The organism is Vibrio sp. 2017_1457_13, from assembly GCF_030851525.1.
In the GTDB taxonomy this organism is placed as follows: domain Bacteria; phylum Pseudomonadota; class Gammaproteobacteria; order Enterobacterales; family Vibrionaceae; genus Vibrio; species Vibrio metschnikovii.
In genome coordinates, this window is record NZ_VHTA01000004.1 from 238,182 (window position 1) to 258,002 (window position 19,821).

The 19,821-nt window shown below is 44.1% G+C and carries 18 protein-coding genes; 14 read left to right on the forward strand and 4 right to left on the reverse strand.

Translation table 11 applies throughout. The features are described 5' to 3' along the window. Nucleotides 1–47 precede the first annotated feature (47 nt). A complete protein-coding gene (gene grcA / locus FKN88_RS07215; protein ID WP_004395921.1) occupies nt 48–425 on the reverse strand; it encodes an autonomous glycyl radical cofactor GrcA in 378 nt (125 codons plus the stop codon). A gap of 326 nt (nt 426–751) precedes the next feature. On the opposite strand from grcA, the gene nfo reads away from it, so the two are divergent. The 3 genes from nfo (at nt 752) to FKN88_RS07230 (ending at nt 3,049) form a co-directional block, all read left to right on the forward strand. Beyond that, complete coding sequence (gene nfo, locus FKN88_RS07220) at nt 752–1,636, forward strand: deoxyribonuclease IV (RefSeq protein ID WP_154169070.1); 885 nt, start codon at nt 752–754, stop codon at nt 1,634–1,636. Nucleotides 1,637–1,719: 83 nt separating this feature from the next. Beyond that, on the forward strand, nt 1,720–2,400 hold the full coding sequence (gene ung / locus FKN88_RS07225; protein WP_154169067.1) for a uracil-DNA glycosylase: 681 nt from the start codon (nt 1,720–1,722) through the stop codon (nt 2,398–2,400). A 97-nt stretch (nt 2,401–2,497) separates the two neighbouring features. Further along, on the forward strand, nt 2,498–3,049 hold the full coding sequence (locus FKN88_RS07230) for a hemerythrin domain-containing protein (RefSeq protein WP_154169065.1): 552 nt from the start codon (nt 2,498–2,500) through the stop codon (nt 3,047–3,049). A 61-nt stretch (nt 3,050–3,110) separates the two neighbouring features. Here FKN88_RS07230 and FKN88_RS07235 read toward each other — a convergent pair whose 3' ends face one another. Beyond that, nucleotides 3,111–3,290, reverse strand: coding sequence for a DUF3545 family protein (locus FKN88_RS07235; RefSeq protein WP_004395917.1), 180 nt, complete (start codon nt 3,288–3,290; stop codon nt 3,111–3,113). Between the two features lie 898 nt (nt 3,291–4,188). On the opposite strand from FKN88_RS07235, the gene FKN88_RS07240 reads away from it, so the two are divergent. The 9 genes from FKN88_RS07240 (at nt 4,189) to deoD (ending at nt 14,025) form a co-directional block, all read left to right on the forward strand. Then, entirely contained in the window at nt 4,189–5,616 is a 1,428-nt protein-coding gene (locus FKN88_RS07240; RefSeq protein WP_040904666.1) for a sodium:alanine symporter family protein, read from the forward strand. Nucleotides 5,617–5,780: 164 nt separating this feature from the next. Then, complete coding sequence (gene yaaA, locus FKN88_RS07245; protein ID WP_154169063.1) at nt 5,781–6,554, forward strand: peroxide stress protein YaaA; 774 nt, start codon at nt 5,781–5,783, stop codon at nt 6,552–6,554. Nucleotides 6,555–6,581: 27 nt separating this feature from the next. Next, nucleotides 6,582–6,770, forward strand: coding sequence for a hypothetical protein (locus tag FKN88_RS07250; RefSeq protein ID WP_040904665.1), 189 nt, complete (start codon nt 6,582–6,584; stop codon nt 6,768–6,770). Between the two features lie 11 nt (nt 6,771–6,781). Further along, on the forward strand, nt 6,782–7,588 hold the full coding sequence (locus tag FKN88_RS07255; protein WP_154169061.1) for a TatD family hydrolase: 807 nt from the start codon (nt 6,782–6,784) through the stop codon (nt 7,586–7,588). A 180-nt stretch (nt 7,589–7,768) separates the two neighbouring features. Further along, nucleotides 7,769–9,025 (forward strand): NupC/NupG family nucleoside CNT transporter, encoded by a 1,257-nt coding sequence (locus FKN88_RS07260; RefSeq protein ID WP_004395912.1) that lies wholly within the window; start codon nt 7,769–7,771, stop codon nt 9,023–9,025. A 588-nt stretch (nt 9,026–9,613) separates the two neighbouring features. Further along, entirely contained in the window at nt 9,614–10,390 is a 777-nt protein-coding gene (gene deoC, locus FKN88_RS07265) for a deoxyribose-phosphate aldolase (protein ID WP_154169059.1), read from the forward strand. A 194-nt stretch (nt 10,391–10,584) separates the two neighbouring features. Next, nucleotides 10,585–11,928, forward strand: a complete 1,344-nt coding sequence (gene deoA, locus FKN88_RS07270) for a thymidine phosphorylase (protein ID WP_154169057.1) — start codon at nt 10,585–10,587, stop codon at nt 11,926–11,928. Nucleotides 11,929–11,946: 18 nt separating this feature from the next. Continuing rightward, nucleotides 11,947–13,167 (forward strand): phosphopentomutase, encoded by a 1,221-nt coding sequence (locus tag FKN88_RS07275; RefSeq protein WP_154169055.1) that lies wholly within the window; start codon nt 11,947–11,949, stop codon nt 13,165–13,167. Nucleotides 13,168–13,299: 132 nt separating this feature from the next. Continuing rightward, nucleotides 13,300–14,025, forward strand: a complete 726-nt coding sequence (gene deoD / locus FKN88_RS07280) for a purine-nucleoside phosphorylase (RefSeq protein ID WP_004395908.1) — start codon at nt 13,300–13,302, stop codon at nt 14,023–14,025. 140 nt (nt 14,026–14,165) lie between these two features. On the opposite strand, the gene FKN88_RS07285 is transcribed toward deoD, so the two are convergent. Then, a complete protein-coding gene (locus tag FKN88_RS07285) occupies nt 14,166–14,777 on the reverse strand; it encodes a YtjB family periplasmic protein (protein WP_004395907.1) in 612 nt (203 codons plus the stop codon). A 100-nt stretch (nt 14,778–14,877) separates the two neighbouring features. On the opposite strand from FKN88_RS07285, the gene serB reads away from it, so the two are divergent. Continuing rightward, nucleotides 14,878–15,858, forward strand: coding sequence for a phosphoserine phosphatase (gene serB / locus FKN88_RS07290; RefSeq protein WP_154169053.1), 981 nt, complete (start codon nt 14,878–14,880; stop codon nt 15,856–15,858). Between the two features lie 77 nt (nt 15,859–15,935). Here the strand turns inward: serB and FKN88_RS07295 are convergent, their stop codons facing one another. Then, complete coding sequence (locus FKN88_RS07295) at nt 15,936–18,266, reverse strand: PilZ domain-containing protein (RefSeq protein WP_154169051.1); 2,331 nt, start codon at nt 18,264–18,266, stop codon at nt 15,936–15,938. Between the two features lie 151 nt (nt 18,267–18,417). Between FKN88_RS07295 and radA the strand changes: the two genes are divergently transcribed. Beyond that, on the forward strand, nt 18,418–19,797 hold the full coding sequence (gene radA, locus FKN88_RS07300; protein ID WP_004395905.1) for a DNA repair protein RadA: 1,380 nt from the start codon (nt 18,418–18,420) through the stop codon (nt 19,795–19,797). Nucleotides 19,798–19,821 lie beyond the last annotated feature (24 nt).

Below are 19,821 nucleotides of genomic sequence, written 5' to 3' on the forward strand. Positions count from 1 at the left end.
TTTTTATATTCAGGGTTATCATATCAAGATAACCACTCAACTCACGATTATAGTGATTCAGTAAAAGTACGTGCAATCACATCGCGTTGTTGTTCGGTCGTCAGTGAGTTAAAACGCACCGCATAACCAGAAACACGAATGGTTAATTGTGGGTATTTTTCTGGGTTAGCGACGGCATCTTCTAACGTTTCACGTTTTAGTACGTTAACGTTTAGGTGTTGACCACCTTCAATACGAGGAGTGGTTTCAACAGCCACTTCACGACTTTCATAATCGCCAAATTCGCTCAGCGCAACGACTTGGTCTGCTTCATAGCCTTTGACTGCCGCAACGCAGCGTGCTTGATTGGTTTGGCTATCGATCAGCCAGATAGAATTAAGCAGGTCGTCATTGGCGGCTTTAGTGATTTGGATACCTTGGATCATTACTGTCTCCTTGCCCACTGAATGTGGCATTATTGGTGTTAATTTTCAATACGTGTTGAGCTGGGTATTATATAGCTTATATCCCCACTTTAAGTATTGATTTGGGTCAAAAAACATCAATGTTGCTTGTTTTTGAATCGGCTGTAGAATTGATCTCAATCAATAAGTCGATAATAAACAATGAGTTCATTTATTTTTTGAATGTTTAAAATAAATTTTAATCTTGTTTTCTTGTAAAATTACTACATTTTTAGGTGTGTTTTTAGCCTGTATTACGTAGCATCAGACAGTTATCTAAATAAAACTGAAAGTAAAAAAGTGACTCAATGACAAGTACGATAGAACCTTCAAAAACCAAATATTTTGGTGCTCATGTCTCTGCTGCTGGTGGTGTTGATCAAGCGCCGATCCGCGCTCACCAAATAGGAGCGAATGCTTTTGCCTTATTTACTAAAAATCAGCGCCAATGGGCGGCTAAGCCTTTAGATATCGAGACGATAAAAGTGTTTAAAGCCAATTGCGCACGATTAGGTTTTAACCATGACCACATTTTGCCGCATGATTCTTATTTGATTAATTTAGGCGCACCAGAGGCGGATAAGCTTGCCAAATCAAGAGCGGCGTTTATTGATGAGATGCAACGTTGCCGACAATTAGGATTATCGCTACTCAATTTTCATCCGGGTAGTCATTTGAAGCAAATCTCTGAAAGTGAATGCCTTCGTTATATTGCTCAATCGATAAACTTAGCTCATCAGGCCGTTCCTGACGTTGTTGCGGTGATTGAAAACACGGCCGGTCAGGGGAGCAATTTAGGTTGGCGTTTTGAGCAGCTTGCCGAAATCATCGAACAAGTGGATGATCAATCGAGAGTCGGTGTTTGCCTTGATACATGTCATACCTTTGCCGCGGGTTATGATTTACGAACTAAAGCCGATTGTGAGCAGACTTTCGCACTTTTTGATCAGATCGTTGGTATGCATTATTTGCGTGCCATGCATATTAATGATTCAAAATCCCCCTTGGGTAGCCGAGTCGATCGTCATCACTCATTAGGGCAAGGTGAGATTGGATGGGCATGCTTTGAGTATATCGCTCAAGATAGCCGATTTAATGGTATCCCTTTGATTTTAGAAACGATTGATCCTGATATCTGGGCGCAAGAAATTCAAACACTACGGGATTATCATCACCAAGCGTTGTCGGTTTGATTAATCTAGTCGATCTGCCTATCTGCAATCGGAGGTCGTTTGAGTATACAATGGGCTGACTATTCATATTATAGGGCTTTTTTATGGGGCAATCATTGACTTGGCATGAGGTTATTGGTCATGAAAAACAGCAAGGCTATTTTAAAAATACGCTAGCCTTTGTTGAACAAGAAAGACGGTCTGGAAAGGTAATTTATCCTCCGGCAACAGAGGTTTTTAACGCTTTTCGTTTAACGGAATTTCATGATGTTAAGGTAGTGATTCTTGGTCAGGATCCTTACCATGGGCCAAACCAAGCTCATGGTCTTTGTTTTTCGGTGTTACCACAAGTTAAGACGCCGCCTTCATTAGTGAATATATATAAAGAGCTGGCACAAGATATCAGAGGGTTTAGCATCCCGACCCATGGCTACCTAAAAAGTTGGGCCGATCAAGGCGTTCTTCTACTCAATACGGTATTAACTGTCGAGCAGGGTAAGGCTCACTCTCATGCCAACAGTGGCTGGGAAATGTTTACTGATCGTGTTATTGAAGCATTAAATCAACACGGACAAGGGATTGTTTTTTTATTATGGGGAGCTCATGCACAAAAAAAAGGCAAGATGATCGATCGTCAGCGTCATCATGTTTTAGAGGCCCCGCATCCTTCCCCCCTCTCTGCCCATCGTGGTTTTTTAGGCTGCAAACACTTTTCAATGACGAATCAATTGCTTGAACAGCAAGGTAAGCAAGCTATCGATTGGCAACCGAAATTGGATGTCTGAGAGCGCGAGATCTTGAAGGGTTGGCTGTTTTTTGAGCTATACTGAACAATCAAACCAAAGAATACGATTGGTTTACGATCTGTCAGGGAGGCTCATCATGATGTTAGAAAGGATCCGTCGCGAACATGAGTACATGGCTCGTCTACTCACCATACTGCGCGAAAAGTTACAGTTGCTCAATACAGAGCAGCTGATCAACTATAGTCTGATTAAAGAAATTGTTGATTATTTAGGCTCTCATTCTCAATCTGTTCATCACCCGAAAGAGAATGTGCTTTATCACTACTATCAGCAGAACTACCCCACGACTCCGATGGTCGAAAACTTGGAGCAAGAACATGAGTTGCTGGCTGAGCAGACGCAAGCATTTTTGTTGATCGTAGAAATGATTTTGCAAGATGCTGTCGTGCCTCAAGATGTCTTTGTCGAAAAATTGACCGATTTTATTGAACAGCAGCAGCGTCACCTAGAGTTAGAAGAGCAGTCGGTTTTTCCATTGATTGAAGATGCTTTTAGTATTTCAGATTGGCAGCAGGTTGAATCTATCTGGAGTGGCCACGAAGATGATCCTGTCTTTGGCGAAACCATCGCTGATCGATTCACCCAGTTGGCTCGGCGAGTCAGGAAAAGTGAGTCAGAGTGCATTTAGATAATAAGATGACCATCAATAATAAGGCGCACCGAATAGCTCAGTGCGCCTTATTACATAGTTACAGTTTTATGCTGTCGAGATCCAAGCAGACATCCATATCAAGTAGCTCTTTCTCTAAGCGTTTTTTATCCCGTATTGCTTCAATTTCTCTCCACATTCGTTTCACTGGTTTACTGCGGCTAGCGCGAATCTTGGTCATTTCCATGTCTAGTAGTTGATCAAAGTGCAAGTCATCCATAAGCAAGCCTCATTGTCATAAGTCATTCTCCCTCTCCACTGCATACCGCCATAGCTTCGCTGATGAGATACTCGTTCATTAAAGAGCACAACGGACGGCATCTATCGCAGGTATCCTGTGGGTTGGGTCTACATCGTAAACATCATGCTAGATATTCCCTTCCTACTTGAAGTTACAGCACTTAAGTTAAGATCTTACATCAACCAGCTTGTTTTATGATGTAAGTCCGCGCTGCATCTCATTGCGATTTGGGTATAGCATATGAAACTTAATCTTAGCCATGATTCATTTCTCATTTATGACTTTTTATCGATTGAACGGCTTTTTTTTCGTTGTTCTTTCACATTTTTGAACTTTTTTCTGTACAAAAAATACGCAATCGATTCGCGCAAACGTTTTTATTGCCAGAAAAACCTTGTTAATAAAACGTTACATTTAACGCTGGCAATTGACTGCTTGATGATTTATTGCTCGCTTGGTTGTGTTTTATGACATTTTACTGACAAAAAATTCAGTCATGCACTGTGATAGCTAGATTCTCAGCCAATGAGATTAGGATTATGCAACATGAGGTTTGTGCGGTTTTTTTATTCTGTTTTGTTAGTGTTTTGTTTGTTTTTTATTGGTTTATTTGGGGTTTAATGGTCGCGTTTGTGTTAATAAATGGTGACTTTATAGTAAAAAATAACATAAAGATGAGTTATGTTGCATATTGATTTTTGCTGGTTGAGGTAGCATTATCCGCCCGTCAAAAAATTTACTGCATTATTTTAACGACCTAAAAAGTGTTGAATCACGCTTAATGGCTCCCGTAATACGAATTATTTTCTGGGATGCTCATTCACCTTTTCGTGCTGATCGGCTGGTCAACTCAACACACATTCTAAGAGAGGTTCTTGTGACAGACTTAATTAATTTAATGAACGACCTGCTTTGGGGATCGATTCTGGTTTATCTTTTAGTCGGGGTAGGGATTTATTTCACGGTCCGTTTAGGATTTATCCAGTTTCGTCATTTCGGTCATATGTTCAGTGTATTGAGAAACAGCCGAAAATCAGACCAATCTGGTATCTCTTCTTTCCAAGCCTTATGCACCAGCTTAGCGGCTCGTGTTGGTACCGGTAATATGGCGGGGGTTGCGGTCGCTTTGACATTAGGTGGTCCTGGTGCCATTTTTTGGATGTGGATGACGGCGATGCTTGGTATGGCGACGTCTTTCGCGGAAAGTACTCTAGCTCAGCTGTATAAAACCCGTGATAGAGATGGAAACTATCGTGGTGGTCCCGCTTATTACATGGAAAAAGGCTTAGGCATGCGTTGGATGGGCGTGCTGTTTTCTATCTTCCTTATCATCGCTTTCGGTTTAGTGTTCAATGCAGTGCAAGCCAATTCGATTTCCAGTGCGATGCACACCGCTTTTGGTTTTGATCCGCTTTATGTTGGCATCGCGATTGTTTTAATCTCTTCGTTTGTGATTTTTGGTGGAATTCGTAAGATCGCACGTACCGCTGAGTTGATTGTACCGATCATGGCCTTGGCCTATATTTTGATTGCTATGGTCGTGGTGATCCTAAACATCGAAAAGTTACCGTCAGTACTAAGCTTAGTGTTTAGAAGCGCGTTTGGTTTAGAGCAAGCGGCGGCAGGTGGCTTAGGCTATGCGATTGCTCAAGCAATGATTCATGGTGTTAAACGCGGGTTATTTTCGAACGAAGCGGGCATGGGCTCGGCACCTAACGCGGCAGCTTCTGCCACGCCTTATCCTCCGCATCCAGCCTCACAAGGATACGTACAGATGCTTGGGGTTTTCGTTGATACGATTGTCATCTGTTCGGCGACCGTTGCGATCATTCTTATGTCTGGAGAGTATGTTCCTCACGGTGAAATTACCGGTATTGAGCTTACCCAGCGTGCACTGAGTTCACAAGTTGGTGATTGGGGAAGTATTTTTATTGCCTTAGCGATTTTCTTCTTCGCCTTTACCTCCATTATTGCCAATTACTCTTATGCTGAAACCAACCTGATTTTCCTTGAGCATAATAATAAAAAAGGCTTGGTGGTTTTTCGAATGATCGTGCTGGGCATGGTGATGTTCGGTTCGCTTGCGACATTACCTACCGTTTGGTCGATGGCTGATGTTACGATGGGCTTGATGGCGATTGTCAACTTAATTGCGATTTTGCTGCTCTCAGGAACGGTGGTTAAATTGGCGAAAGACTACAACCGTCAACTGAAAGCCGGTAAGTTACCAACCTTTGATGCCAACGATTACCCAGAGCTGAAATCTCAGTTAGAAGATGGTATTTGGGACAGCAAAAGCAAATAATCGCCGAGGATGACCTGTTATGAGGGGTCATCTTTGCTGGTAGCCAGTTAAGCCTATCGTTAGGCTCAATGGATAAGATAGAAAAAGCCATGCAGACAATGTGTGGCTTTTTTTGTTAATCTAACGGCTCAACTCTCTAAGTAAAACGATATTAGGATAGAACAATGCTGATTGTGGTTTCTCCTGCTAAAACTCTGGATTATGAATCGCCTTTACCAAGTCAAGAGCACACTCAACCGGAACTGATCGAGCACTCCAAGCTGCTGATTGACGTCTGTCGTCAATTAACTCCCGACGATATTTCAGCATTAATGAAAGTCAGTGATACGATTGCTGGATTAAACGTCGCTCGTTTTGCACAGTGGAGTGAGCAGTTTAGCTTAGACAACGCCCGCCAAGCGATTTTCGCTTTTAAAGGTGATGTATATACCGGTCTTGATGCGCAAAGCTTATCTGAAGAGAGTTTGCGTTTTGCTCAGCAGCATCTACGGATGTTATCAGGCTTATATGGTTTACTTAAGCCGCTCGATTTAATGCAGCCTTATCGTTTAGAAATGGGCACCAAATTAGCCAATCCTCGTGGTAGTAATTTGTATCAATTTTGGGGTTCTATCATTACTGAAAAGCTCAATCAGGCGATTGAGGTACAAGGCGATAATGTGCTGATCAATTTGGCCTCGAACGAATATTTTAAAGCGGTGAAAATCAATCAGCTTGATGCACAAGTGATCACGCCAATTTTTAAAGACGCCAAAAACGGACAATATAAAGTGATCAGTTTTTATGCTAAAAAAGCTCGCGGCATGATGGCGCGTTATATTATTGATAATCAAGTCACCTCGGTTGAAGAGCTGACCCATTTCACCATCGCTGGCTATTACTTTGTACCTCAAGAGTCGAGCCCTACCGAGCTGGTCTTTAAGCGTGAAGAGCAATAACGCCACGATGATCTTGTGGAATAATAGATGGCATTAACCACAGACGCTGGAGAGGGAAAAACCATGTGGCAATGGCTAAAACAGACACTGGCTCGCTACGATGCATGGTGTCAACAGATGGGGTTAACGCCCGAACAAAAGCGCAGTTGTGTGGCTTATCGAGCGGATCCAGCGCGTCGTACTGAGCGTGATGGTTCATCCGATTCGCGCGCTTAAGGTATGGTACTGTGCAATTATTTGATACCCACTGTCACTTGGACTTACCTGTTTTTGAATCGACATTAGCCAGCGACTTAGCTCAAGCTAAAACGCAAGGCGTTGAGCGTTTTCTCATTCCATCGACAAGTCCGGAGAGCTGGGCGAGAATTGAGCAGTTAGTGTCACGCGACTCAGATTGTATTTTCTATGCGCTTGGCATTCACCCTCATTTTATTCCTTTATCAACTCCTGCCCAATTATTACAACAATTAGAGCATAAGCTTTCGGTTGCTCAGCACGCCTGTGTGGCGATTGGCGAATGTGGTTTGGATGCGCTGATTGATCAACCCGCAGAGCGTCAAGAAGCACTCCTGATTGGACAGCTTTCCATCGCTCAAGCTTTTCAGAAGCCAGTCATTCTTCATAGTCGTAAAACCCATCAGCGGCTCATACAGATGATAAAGCAGATGAAATTTACCCAAGGTGGTGTTTTACACGCGTTTTCAGGCAGTAGGCAAGAGGCGAAGCAGTTTATTGATTTAGGGTTTAAATTAGGCGTAGGCGGTGTGATTACTTATCCAAGAGCCAATAAAACGCGTCAAGCTATTGCTTCGGTATCGATTGAAGACTTAGTGCTTGAAACCGATGCACCGGATATGCCGCTATTGGGCTATCAAGGTCAAGCTAATTGTCCTTTACGACTGCCTTTGGTGCTGCGGGAGTTGGCCAGGTTACATCAAACAGAGCCTGAGCAGATTGCGCCCATTATTTGGCAAACCAGCCATAGGTTGTTTGGTCTTTCTACCGCCGATGAGCGTGATGAGAGTAACAAATAAGTTTATCAATAGTGATTCGTGTCACATAAGTGTGTGAATGGATTATTAATCTTATAAGAAAGTGTGAGGAAGGCATTATTTTATTGTGGTTGAGATAAGTATAATCGCTTCGCTTTTGAGCTCTATTTTGCCACACGCCAACACCTAATTAACTTCTAACTTATAAGGAAGCCATAAACTATGAGCCTGTTTATGAGCCTAATCGGAATGGTTGTATTACTGGGAATCGCAGTATTACTCTCATCAAACCGTAAAGCTATCAATATCAGAACCGTGGGTGGTGCTTTTGCTATCCAATTTTCCCTTGGCGCATTCATTTTGTATGTACCATGGGGTCAAGAACTCCTTCGTGGTCTCTCTGACGCAGTGTCGAATGTTATCAACTATGGTAATAACGGTACTGAGTTTATGTTTGGTGGCCTAGTTTCTGGTAAAATGTTTGAAGTATTTGGTGGCGGAGGCTTCATCTTTGCTTTTCGCGTACTACCAACACTTATTTTCTTCTCTGCATTAATCTCAGTTCTGTATTACCTCGGCGTTATGCAATGGGTTATCCGAATTTTAGGTGGTGCGTTACAGAAAGCATTAGGCACTTCTCGCGCAGAATCAATGTCAGCGGCTGCGAACATTTTCGTTGGTCAAACCGAAGCACCACTTGTGGTACGTCCGTTTGTACCTAAGATGACACAATCTGAACTGTTTGCGGTGATGTGTGGTGGTCTAGCTTCTATTGCTGGTGGTGTTCTAGCGGGTTACGCATCAATGGGCGTGCCAATTGAATACTTAGTTGCGGCATCATTCATGGCGGCACCAGGTGGTCTACTGTTTGCTAAAATCATCATGCCTGAAACCGATAAACCGGTTGATCAAATCGAAGGTATCGAAGCGGCTGAAGCTGATAAACCAGCTAACGTGATTGATGCGGCGGCAGGCGGTGCTTCAGCTGGTCTGCAACTAGCACTAAACGTTGGTGCGATGTTGATTGCTTTCATCGGTTTGATCGCTCTTATCAACGGTATGCTTGGTGGTATCGGTGGTTGGTTCGGTATGCCAGAGCTGACACTAGAGATGATTCTAGGTCTTGTTTTTGCTCCTCTTGCATTCCTATTGGGTGTGCCATGGGCGGAAGCGACTATCGCTGGTGAGTTTATCGGTCTAAAAACCGTTGCTAACGAATTCGTAGCTTACTCTCAATTTGCACCGTACCTAAGTGATGCAGCACCAGTTGTACTGACTGAGAAAACCAAAGCGATCATCTCCTTTGCATTGTGTGGTTTTGCTAACTTATCTTCAATTGCGATTTTGTTGGGTGGTTTAGGTAGCTTGGCTCCTTCACGCCGTGGTGATATCGCTCGTATGGGTATCAAGGCTGTGGTTGCTGGTACGCTATCTAACTTGATGGCAGCAACCATTGCTGGCCTATTCCTTTCTTTCTAATTTAGTAAAGAAAACGATATAGACGCCATTTAACACAACCCCGTAGCAAGAGATTGCTGCGGGGTTTTTCTGTTTTGTTGACCAAGAAAACACAGTTCCTTGTCTTTCACACGATAAGGTTCGCTAAGAAAGTTTAATAAATGAATTGTCCATGATGGATGATAACGATTATTTTGAGATACAAACCGTTTGCTCTGAGTGTTGTGCTAGGGTTTTGTTGCGAAGAGTTATACTGTAGATCACAGCTTGTTCGCCTTTATATGCCCCGAATATTGTGACAATAAAACGAGTGATGGATTCACGGTTTTTATTATCGAACAAGGGTGAAGCAGAGCATCAGAGCGATCGATTGTAATGGAAGCTTGTGGCATAACCATCAACTTCCAACAAGTGGTTGCTTGAGCAATATTGTGTACCGCAATCACAGACGGTTGTGCCATGAAGCTTATTGGCATTGTGCGGTGACAGGGATAGCAATTGGTGCAAAACACCGAGTCTTCAAGGAACCAAGTCCGTTCATTTTGTGACTATGTCGAGTGACGTCTTACTCACTAGTCAATGAATTGAATATATTGATCGGAGATAGAAATGAGCGATTTAAAAGCCGCAGCGCTACGCGCACTGAAATTGATGGATTTAACCACATTAAATGATGACGATACGGACGCCAAAGTGATCCAGCTCTGTCATGATGCAAAAAGCCCAGTAGGTAATACGGCGGCGATCTGTATCTACCCACGTTTTATTCCTATTGCTAAGAAGACCCTTCGTGAGCAAGGAACTCCAGAGATTCGTATTGCCACGGTCACCAATTTCCCACACGGTAATGATGATATTGACATCGCGGTGGCTGAAACCAAAGCCGCGGTTGCTTATGGTGCTGATGAGGTTGACGTCGTATTCCCATACCGAGCTTTGATTGCTGGCAATGAACAAGTCGGTTTTGAACTGGTTAAGCAGTGCAAACAAGCTTGCGGTGATATTTTACTGAAAGTCATCATCGAAACGGGTGAGTTAAAACAAGAAGCCTTAATCAAGAAAGCTTCACAAATCAGTATCGAAGCGGGTGCGGATTTTATTAAAACCTCAACCGGTAAAGTGCCTGTCAATGCGACACCTGAGTATGCGCGCATGATGCTTGAAGTGATCCGTGATTTAGGCGTTGCGAAACAGGTAGGTTTTAAACCTGCCGGTGGCGTACGTACCGCAGAAGATGCTGCGCAATATTTAGCCATGGCGGATGACATTCTTGGCCAAGGTTGGGCTGATAGCCGCCATTATCGCTTCGGCGCTTCGAGTCTGTTAACTAACTTATTAAATGCGTTAGAGGTGACCGATCAACAAGCCGATCCTAGCGCTTATTAATCATTAACGAGCAAGTAAGTAGTGCTAAGCATTACTTACTTTGTTTTTCCCTCGATAATTTCAGCATCTGCAAAGTACTAAGCAGAAGACTTCATACAGCGAAGTGTGAGTCCAATTAACAATGGTGCTAACCATTAAGGCATGCGATTTTAAAGAGGGCCTGAAAGATGAGCAAAAGCATCTAGGAGGCTTATATGTCTACATCTAATGTATTTTTACCACAAGAAATTATTCGTAGAAAACGCGATGGTGAAGTTTTAACGCGCGATGAAATTTATTTTTTCATCCAAGGTGTGGCTGATAATAGCGTTTCAGAAGGGCAAATTGCTGCCTTTGCGATGGCCATTTATTTTCAAGAAATGACCATGCCAGAGCGTATCGCATTGACTTGTGCGATGCGTGACTCGGGAATGGTTATCGACTGGGCGCACATGAATTTTGATGGCCCGATCGTGGATAAACACTCTACCGGTGGCGTTGGCGATGTGACGTCATTAATGCTCGGCCCTATGGTGGCCGCTTGTGGTGGCTACGTTCCTATGATCTCTGGGCGAGGCTTGGGGCACACCGGCGGTACGCTAGATAAGCTAGAAGCGATCCCCGGCTACAACATTATGCCCAGTAATGAGCTGTTTGGTGAGGTGACCAAACACGCTGGCGTGGCGATCATTGGTCAAACCGGCAATTTAGCACCAGCGGATAAGCGGGTATATGCGACCCGTGATATCACCGCCACGGTGGACAATATCTCGTTGATTACCGCATCGATTTTATCGAAAAAGCTCGCAGCAGGCCTAGATGCTTTAGTGATGGACGTCAAAGTCGGTTCAGGCGCATTTATGCCAACCTATCAAGCGTCTGAAGAGTTAGCGAAATCGATTGTTGCGGTGGCGAACGGTGCTGGCACCAATACCACGGCTATTTTAACCGATATGAATCAAGTATTGGCTTCATCAGCCGGTAATGCTCTCGAGGTTCGTGAAGCGGTTCGTTTCTTAACCGGTGAATATCGCAACCCGCGTTTATTAGAAGTGACCATGGCCTCGTGCATCGAGATGTTATTGTTAGCCAAATTAGCCAAAGATCCTCAAGAAGCGCGCACTAAATTACAAACCGTGCTCGATAACGGTCAAGCGGCAGAGCGGTTTGGTAAAATGGTCGCAGGACTGGGTGGCCCTAATGACTTTGTTGAACACTACGACCGTTATTTAGAAAAAGCCGAGGTGGTAAAACCCGTTTATGCGCAGCAAGCCGGCGTAGTTTCTGCCATGGACACGCGCGCGATTGGTATGGCGGTCGTCAGTATGGGCGGCGGACGCCGAGTGGCGACCGATACGATTGACTATGCGGTCGGATTTGATCAATTCATTCGTTTAGGTGAAATAGCTGATAGCAATAAACCACTGGCGGTGATTCATGCCCGCAATGAAGAACAGTGGGAGATTGCTGCGAAAGCACTTCAACAAGCCGTTAAGATTGGCGGCAATTATCAAGAAACTCCGGAAATCTATCGTCAAATTCGACCTGAAGATGTGTAACTCCGGTGAGGAAAAGTAATGAAAAGAGCATTTGTTTTAGTATTAGATTCATTTGGTATTGGCGCCGCTCCAGACGCTGAAAAGTTTGGTGATGTTGGCGCTGATACCTTAGGTCACATTGCACAGCAGTGCCAACAAGGTAAAGCGGATAATGCGGATCGCCAAGGGCCTTTACATTTGCCTAATCTTTCTAAGTTAGGCTTAGCAATGGCGCACAAAGAAGCCACAGGACAATTTGCGCCAGGCTTAGATCAAAACGCAGATATTATTGGCGCTTACGGACACGCTGCTGAACTTTCTTCTGGTAAAGATACACCATCGGGACACTGGGAAATTGCTGGTGTACCAGTGCTATTTGAATGGGGCTATTTCAGTGACAAAGAAAACAGTTTTCCTACTGAGCTAACCGACCGCATTTTAAAGCGTGCCGGTTTGGATGGTTTCCTTGGCAATTGTCATGCCTCTGGTACTCAAGTGCTTGATGATTTGGGTGAAGAGCATATGGCGACAGGTAAGCCAATTTTCTACACGTCAGCGGATTCAGTGTTTCAGATTGCCTGTCATGAAGAGACTTTCGGCTTAGACCGCCTGCTTGAACTGTGCCAGATTGCTCGTGAAGAGTTAGAAGATTATAACATTGGTCGAGTGATCGCCCGTCCATTTACCGGTCCTGGTAAAGGACAATTTGCTCGTACTGGTAACCGCCGTGATTTATCTTTAGAGCCACCTGCAACTACCGTATTGCAAAAACTGCTTGAAGAGCGACAAGGTGAAGTGGTTTCGATTGGTAAGATAGCTGATATTTATGCTAACTGTGGGATCAGTAAAAAAGTGAAAGCCAACGGCATTCCTGCCTTGTTTGATGCGACATTAGATCAAATTGAACAAGCGGGTGATAACACGATAGTCTTCACTAACTTTGTTGATTTTGACTCTGCTTACGGTCACCGCCGAGATGTCGCCGGTTACGCGGCAGCATTAGAGTATTTTGATCAGCGTCTGCCTGAAATTCTAGAGCAGATGCAAGAGCAAGATGTACTGATTTTAACCGCTGACCATGGCTGCGATCCTACTTGGCCTGGCACCGATCATACACGCGAATTCATTCCAGTGATCGTTTATGGTCAAAAAGTAGCGCCGGGTAGCCTTGGCCGCCGTGAAACCTTTGCTGATATTGGTCAGAGTTTAGCGAGTTATTTTGCGACCTCACCAATGGATTACGGAAAATCATTTTTGTAACATCACCTGCAGTGCTGGAATAGAAGACTGTATTTTATGATTGGTCTTGCTATTAGCAAGGCTAAGCCTATTGTTCAATTGTGTTGCTCGACTGACTGAGCAACACAATCACCAAGATGAAGAGGAAAAGACATGGCAACTCCACACATTAATGCTCAACTGGGTGATTTCGCTGACGTTGTATTGATGCCAGGTGATCCACTACGCGCTAAATACATCGCAGAGACTTTTTTAGATGATGTCGTACAGGTATGTGATGTGCGTAACATGTTCGGCTACACAGGCAGCTATAAGGGTCGTAAAGTTTCAGTGATGGGCCACGGTATGGGTATTCCCTCATGCTCGATTTATGTGACTGAACTCATCAAAGATTACGGTGTGAAAAAGATCATTCGTGTCGGTAGCTGTGGCGCTGTGAATGAAGAGATCAAATTACGCGATGTTGTGATTGGTATGGGCGCTTGCACGGATTCAAAAGTGAATCGTATCCGCTTTAAAGATCATGATTTTGCTGCGATTGCTGATTATAAAATGGTTAAAGCGGCAGAAGAAGCGGCGAAAGCTCGTGGTGTTGATGTGAAAGTCGGTAACCTGTTCTCGGCTGAACTATTTTACACTCCAGATCCAAGCATGTTCGATGTGATGGATAAATATGGCATCCTTGGCGTTGAGATGGAAGCGGCTGGTATCTATGGCGTTGCCGCTGAATACGGCGCAAAAGCACTGGCTATCTGCACGGTTTCTGATCATATTAAAACCGGTGAGCAAACCACCTCTGAAGAGCGTCAAAATACCTTTAATGAAATGATTGAAATTGCGTTAGATTCCATTTTAATTGGTGATCAAGCCGGGTATTAATTAATCTTGATTTTGACGCCCGTTATACCGCTTCGATAGAGACAGTTAAACGTTATATTCTGCGTCATTTGTCCCGATGAGTTAAGTCTATCTTTACTCATCGGGATCTTCGCGCTTTGGTGATTGTGATCGTTTAATCGCTAAACGTGCTTAAGCAGCACATTTTCTACTTTCTGCTCTTTCGGTCTAAATTGACGACGCAACAAGAGAGTGATCAAAACCCCACCAGTAAAGCTCATCAATAACATTAAATACATGTATCGATCGCTTTTTCGATAGTGATGATCAGAAATTGCCGTTACTCGGCCCGTTTCAAACGTTAAGCGAACAAAACCAATAACGCTGCCATCATACAAGACTGGCTCAACCAGTTGTTGACGGCCAATACTGGCCGTTTGTAGTGGTGTATCTAGCCCTAATATCTCTCGAACACTGAGTGCTCCGTCACTTGCGGCTAGCTTAACGCCTTCAGCATCATAGATTGTCGCATCAAACACTAAACGTTCTTGAGCAAGTTGATTGGTGAGTGCCAGTAATCGCTCTTGATCTTGTTCTGCGAGCATGCTGCTGGCCGACAGGGAGGCTTGATTGATTAACACTTTCGTTAAGGTTTCTAATTGATTGGCTTGAATGCGCTCATTGCCTTTACTGATCACAACGCTATTTTGAATCGTGAACACCGACATGCCCATCAATAGCACAACGGTTAAGCTGCGCACGACGACACGAAATGAAAACAGTGAGCTATCCATAGATCGTAAACCTAAAAAATGACATTTCGCTCATATTGAGACTTGCGTTTTTAAATTGCAATAGGGTAACGTCAGGGAATCATAGTTAAGGAAGCGAAACATGGATGCTGTAAAACCCCTCTCAATTAGAAAACATACGACGCTGCTGAATCGCTACCCAGAAACGCGAGAGAGTAGCGCTCTTGATAAGGCCCACGCTAATTGGATTATTTTTGCTCAGCCACTGACTCCTGCTCATTTTATGGATATTGAGCAATGGAGTGGTCAAGGATTAGTGATAGTCGATACATGGAAAGTCGGCAATTATGATGTCGCTTTAATGGCGGGAGAGCTCGACGCTGCGCTAGAACCTATTCTACAACAATTACACTTGGATTATGCTCGAATCGATGAAGTGCCTGATCTGTCCAAACCCGGCTTGATCGTCTTGGATATGGACTCCACAGCGATTCAAATTGAGTGTATTGATGAAATTGCCAAATTAGCGGGGGTGGGTGATGAGGTCGCTCAGGTAACGGAGCGAGCCATGCAAGGTGAGCTGGATTTCGAGCAGAGTTTACGTCAGCGAGTCGCGAAGCTTAAAGGCGCAGATGCGGCAATCCTTGAAAAGGTACGCAACGATTTACCCTTGATGCCTGAATTGCCGGAGTTACTCACCACCCTACAAACGATGGGCTGGAAAACCGCGATAGCCTCCGGTGGCTTTACCTATTTTTCGGATCACCTGCAACAGTTGTTATCGCTAGATTATGCGCAGTCCAATCAATTAGAAATCATCAATAATCAACTGAGTGGCGAAGTTAAGGGCGAGATTGTAGGAGCGCAAACTAAAGCAGAGATTGTTTTAAAACTTGCTCAGCAGTTTGAGATTGAATTGCATAATACCGTTGCAGTAGGAGATGGGGCGAATGACTTAGTGATGATGGAGGTGGCCGGACTCGGGATTGCCTATCATGCGAAACCCAAAGTAGAAGCGAAAGCACAAACGGCGGTACGTTTTGCAAGCTTAGGTGGTGTATTGTGTATTCTTTCGGCGGGTCTGATTAGACAGCAAAAGATCAGTTGGAAAAGTCAGCCTTAAGTGCAGAGTGGGAATCTATTTTTACTATGAGTGATGGATTCCCACTCACGCTTTGCTGAGAGAGCAGGGGTTCTGACTTAGTCCGTGAGTTCCAGTCGAGTGATCACCTCTTGCGTGATATCGGTTAATTCGCAATAACCGACAATCGCACTGAGTTCTTTTTCTAAGGCTTTGGCATCGTTTAAGCTAACTAATAGTAATTGATTGAGATCTTCGCGCAGTAAGGTGGTCATCGGTTCAAATACCGGCGAGCTAGAAATACGTAATGCATAAAACTCGCCCGTTTCTCTTGCTCTACGAATAAATTGAATGCGTTCTTTGATACTACTAAATTCACTTTTCAAACAAGATTCTACCGACTGAATACGGTCAGCAAACTTGACCACTGCAATATAGATTTCATGATGCTGAGGTTCGGCACCATCAATCCGTCTCATCGGCGAAGCGAGTAGAGTATTGGTATGATTTTTAAAGATAGGTTCAAGGGAAAAACAACCATCTTGTCCGAGTTTAGCCAATAACATGAGGTGAGCGGGTAGTGGAAAATTAACGCCAATCACTCGTGGTCGCAAATTCGCGCCAGGTTTATCAACGAAAATCGGTGAACAAACCATTTTGTCTAACAACAGATCATGCAAGCCCTCTAAGAGAGAGGGGCTCGGTAACTGCTCTTTTTGCGGTAACAATTTGTCTTGATTATGCTCGATAAGAGAATTAAAAAACGCAATGCTTTTGATGGTTGCGGATGTCTCTTCAATCTTTAATTGTAAACGTCGCCCTTCAGGACTAATCCGAACCACTTGATAAGGTAGGGCATCCAAGGGTAACTTTTCATCGTAGCGTTGTAGTTCAGTAAAATTCACCTGCAGTTTATCACCAGCTTTGAGTGCCACTGGAGCATTAAGAATCAGATTTAATCCACGTTTAGAGAGATCAACACTCAATCCTTCCCCTAATACTTGCTGTTGATCTTTTAGCTGTAAGGGCGTTCGAAAGCGGTAGCGAAGTTCTTTACGTCGAGAGCAAGCATCAAAATACACTCCTAACGGTTGACCGATCACTTGGCGGCTATGACGAAAAGGATTCAACTCACTGCCAGGTAGAGGGGGTTTTGCTACCAGTAGATAATCTTGTGCTGAACTGATATCGGCAATTTCTTGTAAAATCCCACAATGCGTTAGCTGACTGGAGTGCTCTAATAATTCTTCGGAATGGTTGGCTAGCTCGGCTCGCTCTTCGGCTGACAATTCAAAAACCGATAAACGGAACGCTTTCCAACTGTCTTTTTTTGCGCCAATATGCCAGAACAGTTTTCGTTGCTCTGCTGAGGCTTCGGGCATGAACATCGAGAAAAACAACGTTTTATCCTGATACTCATGTTTAAACGAGTACAGTACGTTACTGCAATTTTTCACGCCCGGTTGTGTGAGCAGCCCCATCCGTTCAGCATTAAATAAGCTGCCCAAACTCTGCTGATTTCGTTCATCATGCCAGTATTGCCAAATAGGACGATTGTTTTCCGTCAGCAGTACCAATTTCAGTTGGTTGCCACTAAAAAACAGCGGTAAATGGCCTGTGTGTTTGAGATAGACGTGCTCATAGCCACGGGTGCGAGCGCGAATGATTTTATCTTGGTTATCGTGACGGTTTTTCTTAATATTACTAGCTAGTGACTCGGCAATCACGTTATCGATTAATGTCGTCTCAGTAATACGTAATGCCCGCAAGTATTTCACCGCATTGTTTTCATAGGAATCATCAATAGCCAGTATGCGGTATTCAATCGGTTGATTTAAGCCAGGAATATCGAGCGATTTTTCCAGTTCAGTAAATTGTGCTTTAAACGTTTGTCCAGATTTATAGTTAAATGCCGCGGGTACTTTAAATTTTGCGCCTGAAGGAGAGAGATCCAGTGTTACTGCATGAATGGTTTGATTATTAAGAGTGATCAAGACTTGGCTATTTAGGCTGAGGCGATTTTCTTTGCGTTTTAAATCATAGCCCAGTTTAATGATCTCAGCTTGGAAGCTTTTGGATGCTTTATTAGTGGCTTGATCGGTTTTGGTGTTATCCCGTTGGCTGATTCGCGCTTTGCAAACCGTTTCCCAAACCCCTTCAGTATAACCAGAAAACTTTTTTACCCCTTTTTGGTAATCATTTAATGCAATATCATCTAACCAGTGTTTAAAACCGTCGATTTCATATTCTCGACACTCAGTATCAACTCGGCTGCGTAAATCAATGGTTTTTTTACACGGCGCCATCAGTCGATTGAGTTCCATTTTTATCAATAGTTTAGCAGAGGCAGGCTGCCCATCCGTGATCTGAGAGAGGATGAACTCAAAGTCCGGAGAGCGATAGACCGGAATGAGTTTTTCAGTGAAAGAGAGAATGTCAGATTGCTGCATACTTTTCTGTTAAAGTTAGGTTCTTGAATGATATCGGCATCATGCAGTTAATCTTTAACGATAACCGAAGTAAAATGTAGGCACAGTTGTCCGTTTCGTTAAGATAGCGCAAGCGGCTAAGTTACCATTTTTAATTAAGTATTGAGGATTCATGGTTAAAGCAAAACGAGCCTATGTATGTAATGAGTGTGGGGCAGATTTTCCGCGCTGGCAAGGTCAATGTAATGCATGTGGGGCTTGGAACACCATTTCTGAAGTTCGTTTAGCCGCTTCCCCTCAAGTTGCTCGCCATGAACGATTATCCGGTTATGCGGGAAATGCTACGCAAACGAGTGTACAAACGTTAGCCGAAATCAACTTACAAGAAGTGCCTCGTTTTAGCAGTGGCTTTAAAGAGTTTGACCGAGTACTAGGCGGAGGTGTGGTACCAGGGGCTGCTATTCTGATTGGCGGCAGCCCTGGGGCTGGTAAATCGACGTTACTTCTGCAGACCATGTGTTTGCTTTCTGCGCAGATGCCAACTTTATACGTCACTGGAGAAGAGTCATTACAGCAAGTTGCGATGCGTGCCGCTCGTTTAGGGTTACCCAAAGAACACCTGAAAATGCTTTCCGAAACTAACGTCGATCGTATTTGCCAAATTGCCGAGCAAGAGCAACCGAGAATAATGGTTATCGACTCGATTCAAGTTATGCACGTCGCCGATGTGCAATCCTCTCCGGGCAGTGTCGCTCAGGTTCGCGAATCGGCGACGGCCTTAACTCGCTATGCCAAACAAAATAATGTTGCGGTGTTTATCGTTGGTCATGTGACCAAAGACGGTACTCTTGCTGGTCCTAAAGTGCTTGAGCATATTATTGACTGTTCGGTGTTGCTTGATGGGGGCGCTGATAGTCGTTTTCGTACCCTTCGTAGTCATAAAAACCGTTTTGGTGCGGTGAACGAACTGGGTGTGTTTGCAATGACTGGACAGGGACTAAAAGAGGTCAGTAACCCTTCGGCGATATTCCTGTCGCGTGGTGAAGAAGCGACCTCAGGCAGTTCGGTTATGGTGGTTTGGGAAGGTACCCGTCCGCTTTTAGTCGAAATTCAAGCATTGGTCGATTACTCTCAATTGGCCAATCCACGTCGTGTTGCGGTTGGCTTAGAGCAAAATAGGCTCTCTTTGTTACTGGCTGTATTGCATAAGCATGGTGGTTTGCAAATGGCCGACCAAGATGTCTTTGTCAATGTCGTTGGCGGCGTAAAAGTTACCGAAACCAGTGCAGACCTCGCCCTGTTAATGGCCCTACTGTCTAGCTTTCGTGATAAGCCGTTACCTAAAGATGTGGTGGTTTTTGGCGAAGTGGGATTAGCTGGGGAAATTCGTCCGGTGCCGAGTGGGCAAGAGCGTCTTAACGAGGCGCTCAAACATGGATTTAGCCGCGCAATTGTTCCAATGGCCAATATGCCCAAGGGCGGGATTTCTGGTATGCAAATTCATGGCGTGCGAAAACTTTCCGAAGCGATTGCCGCTTTTGATGAGCTGTGATAGCAAAATAAACAATGCGTATGT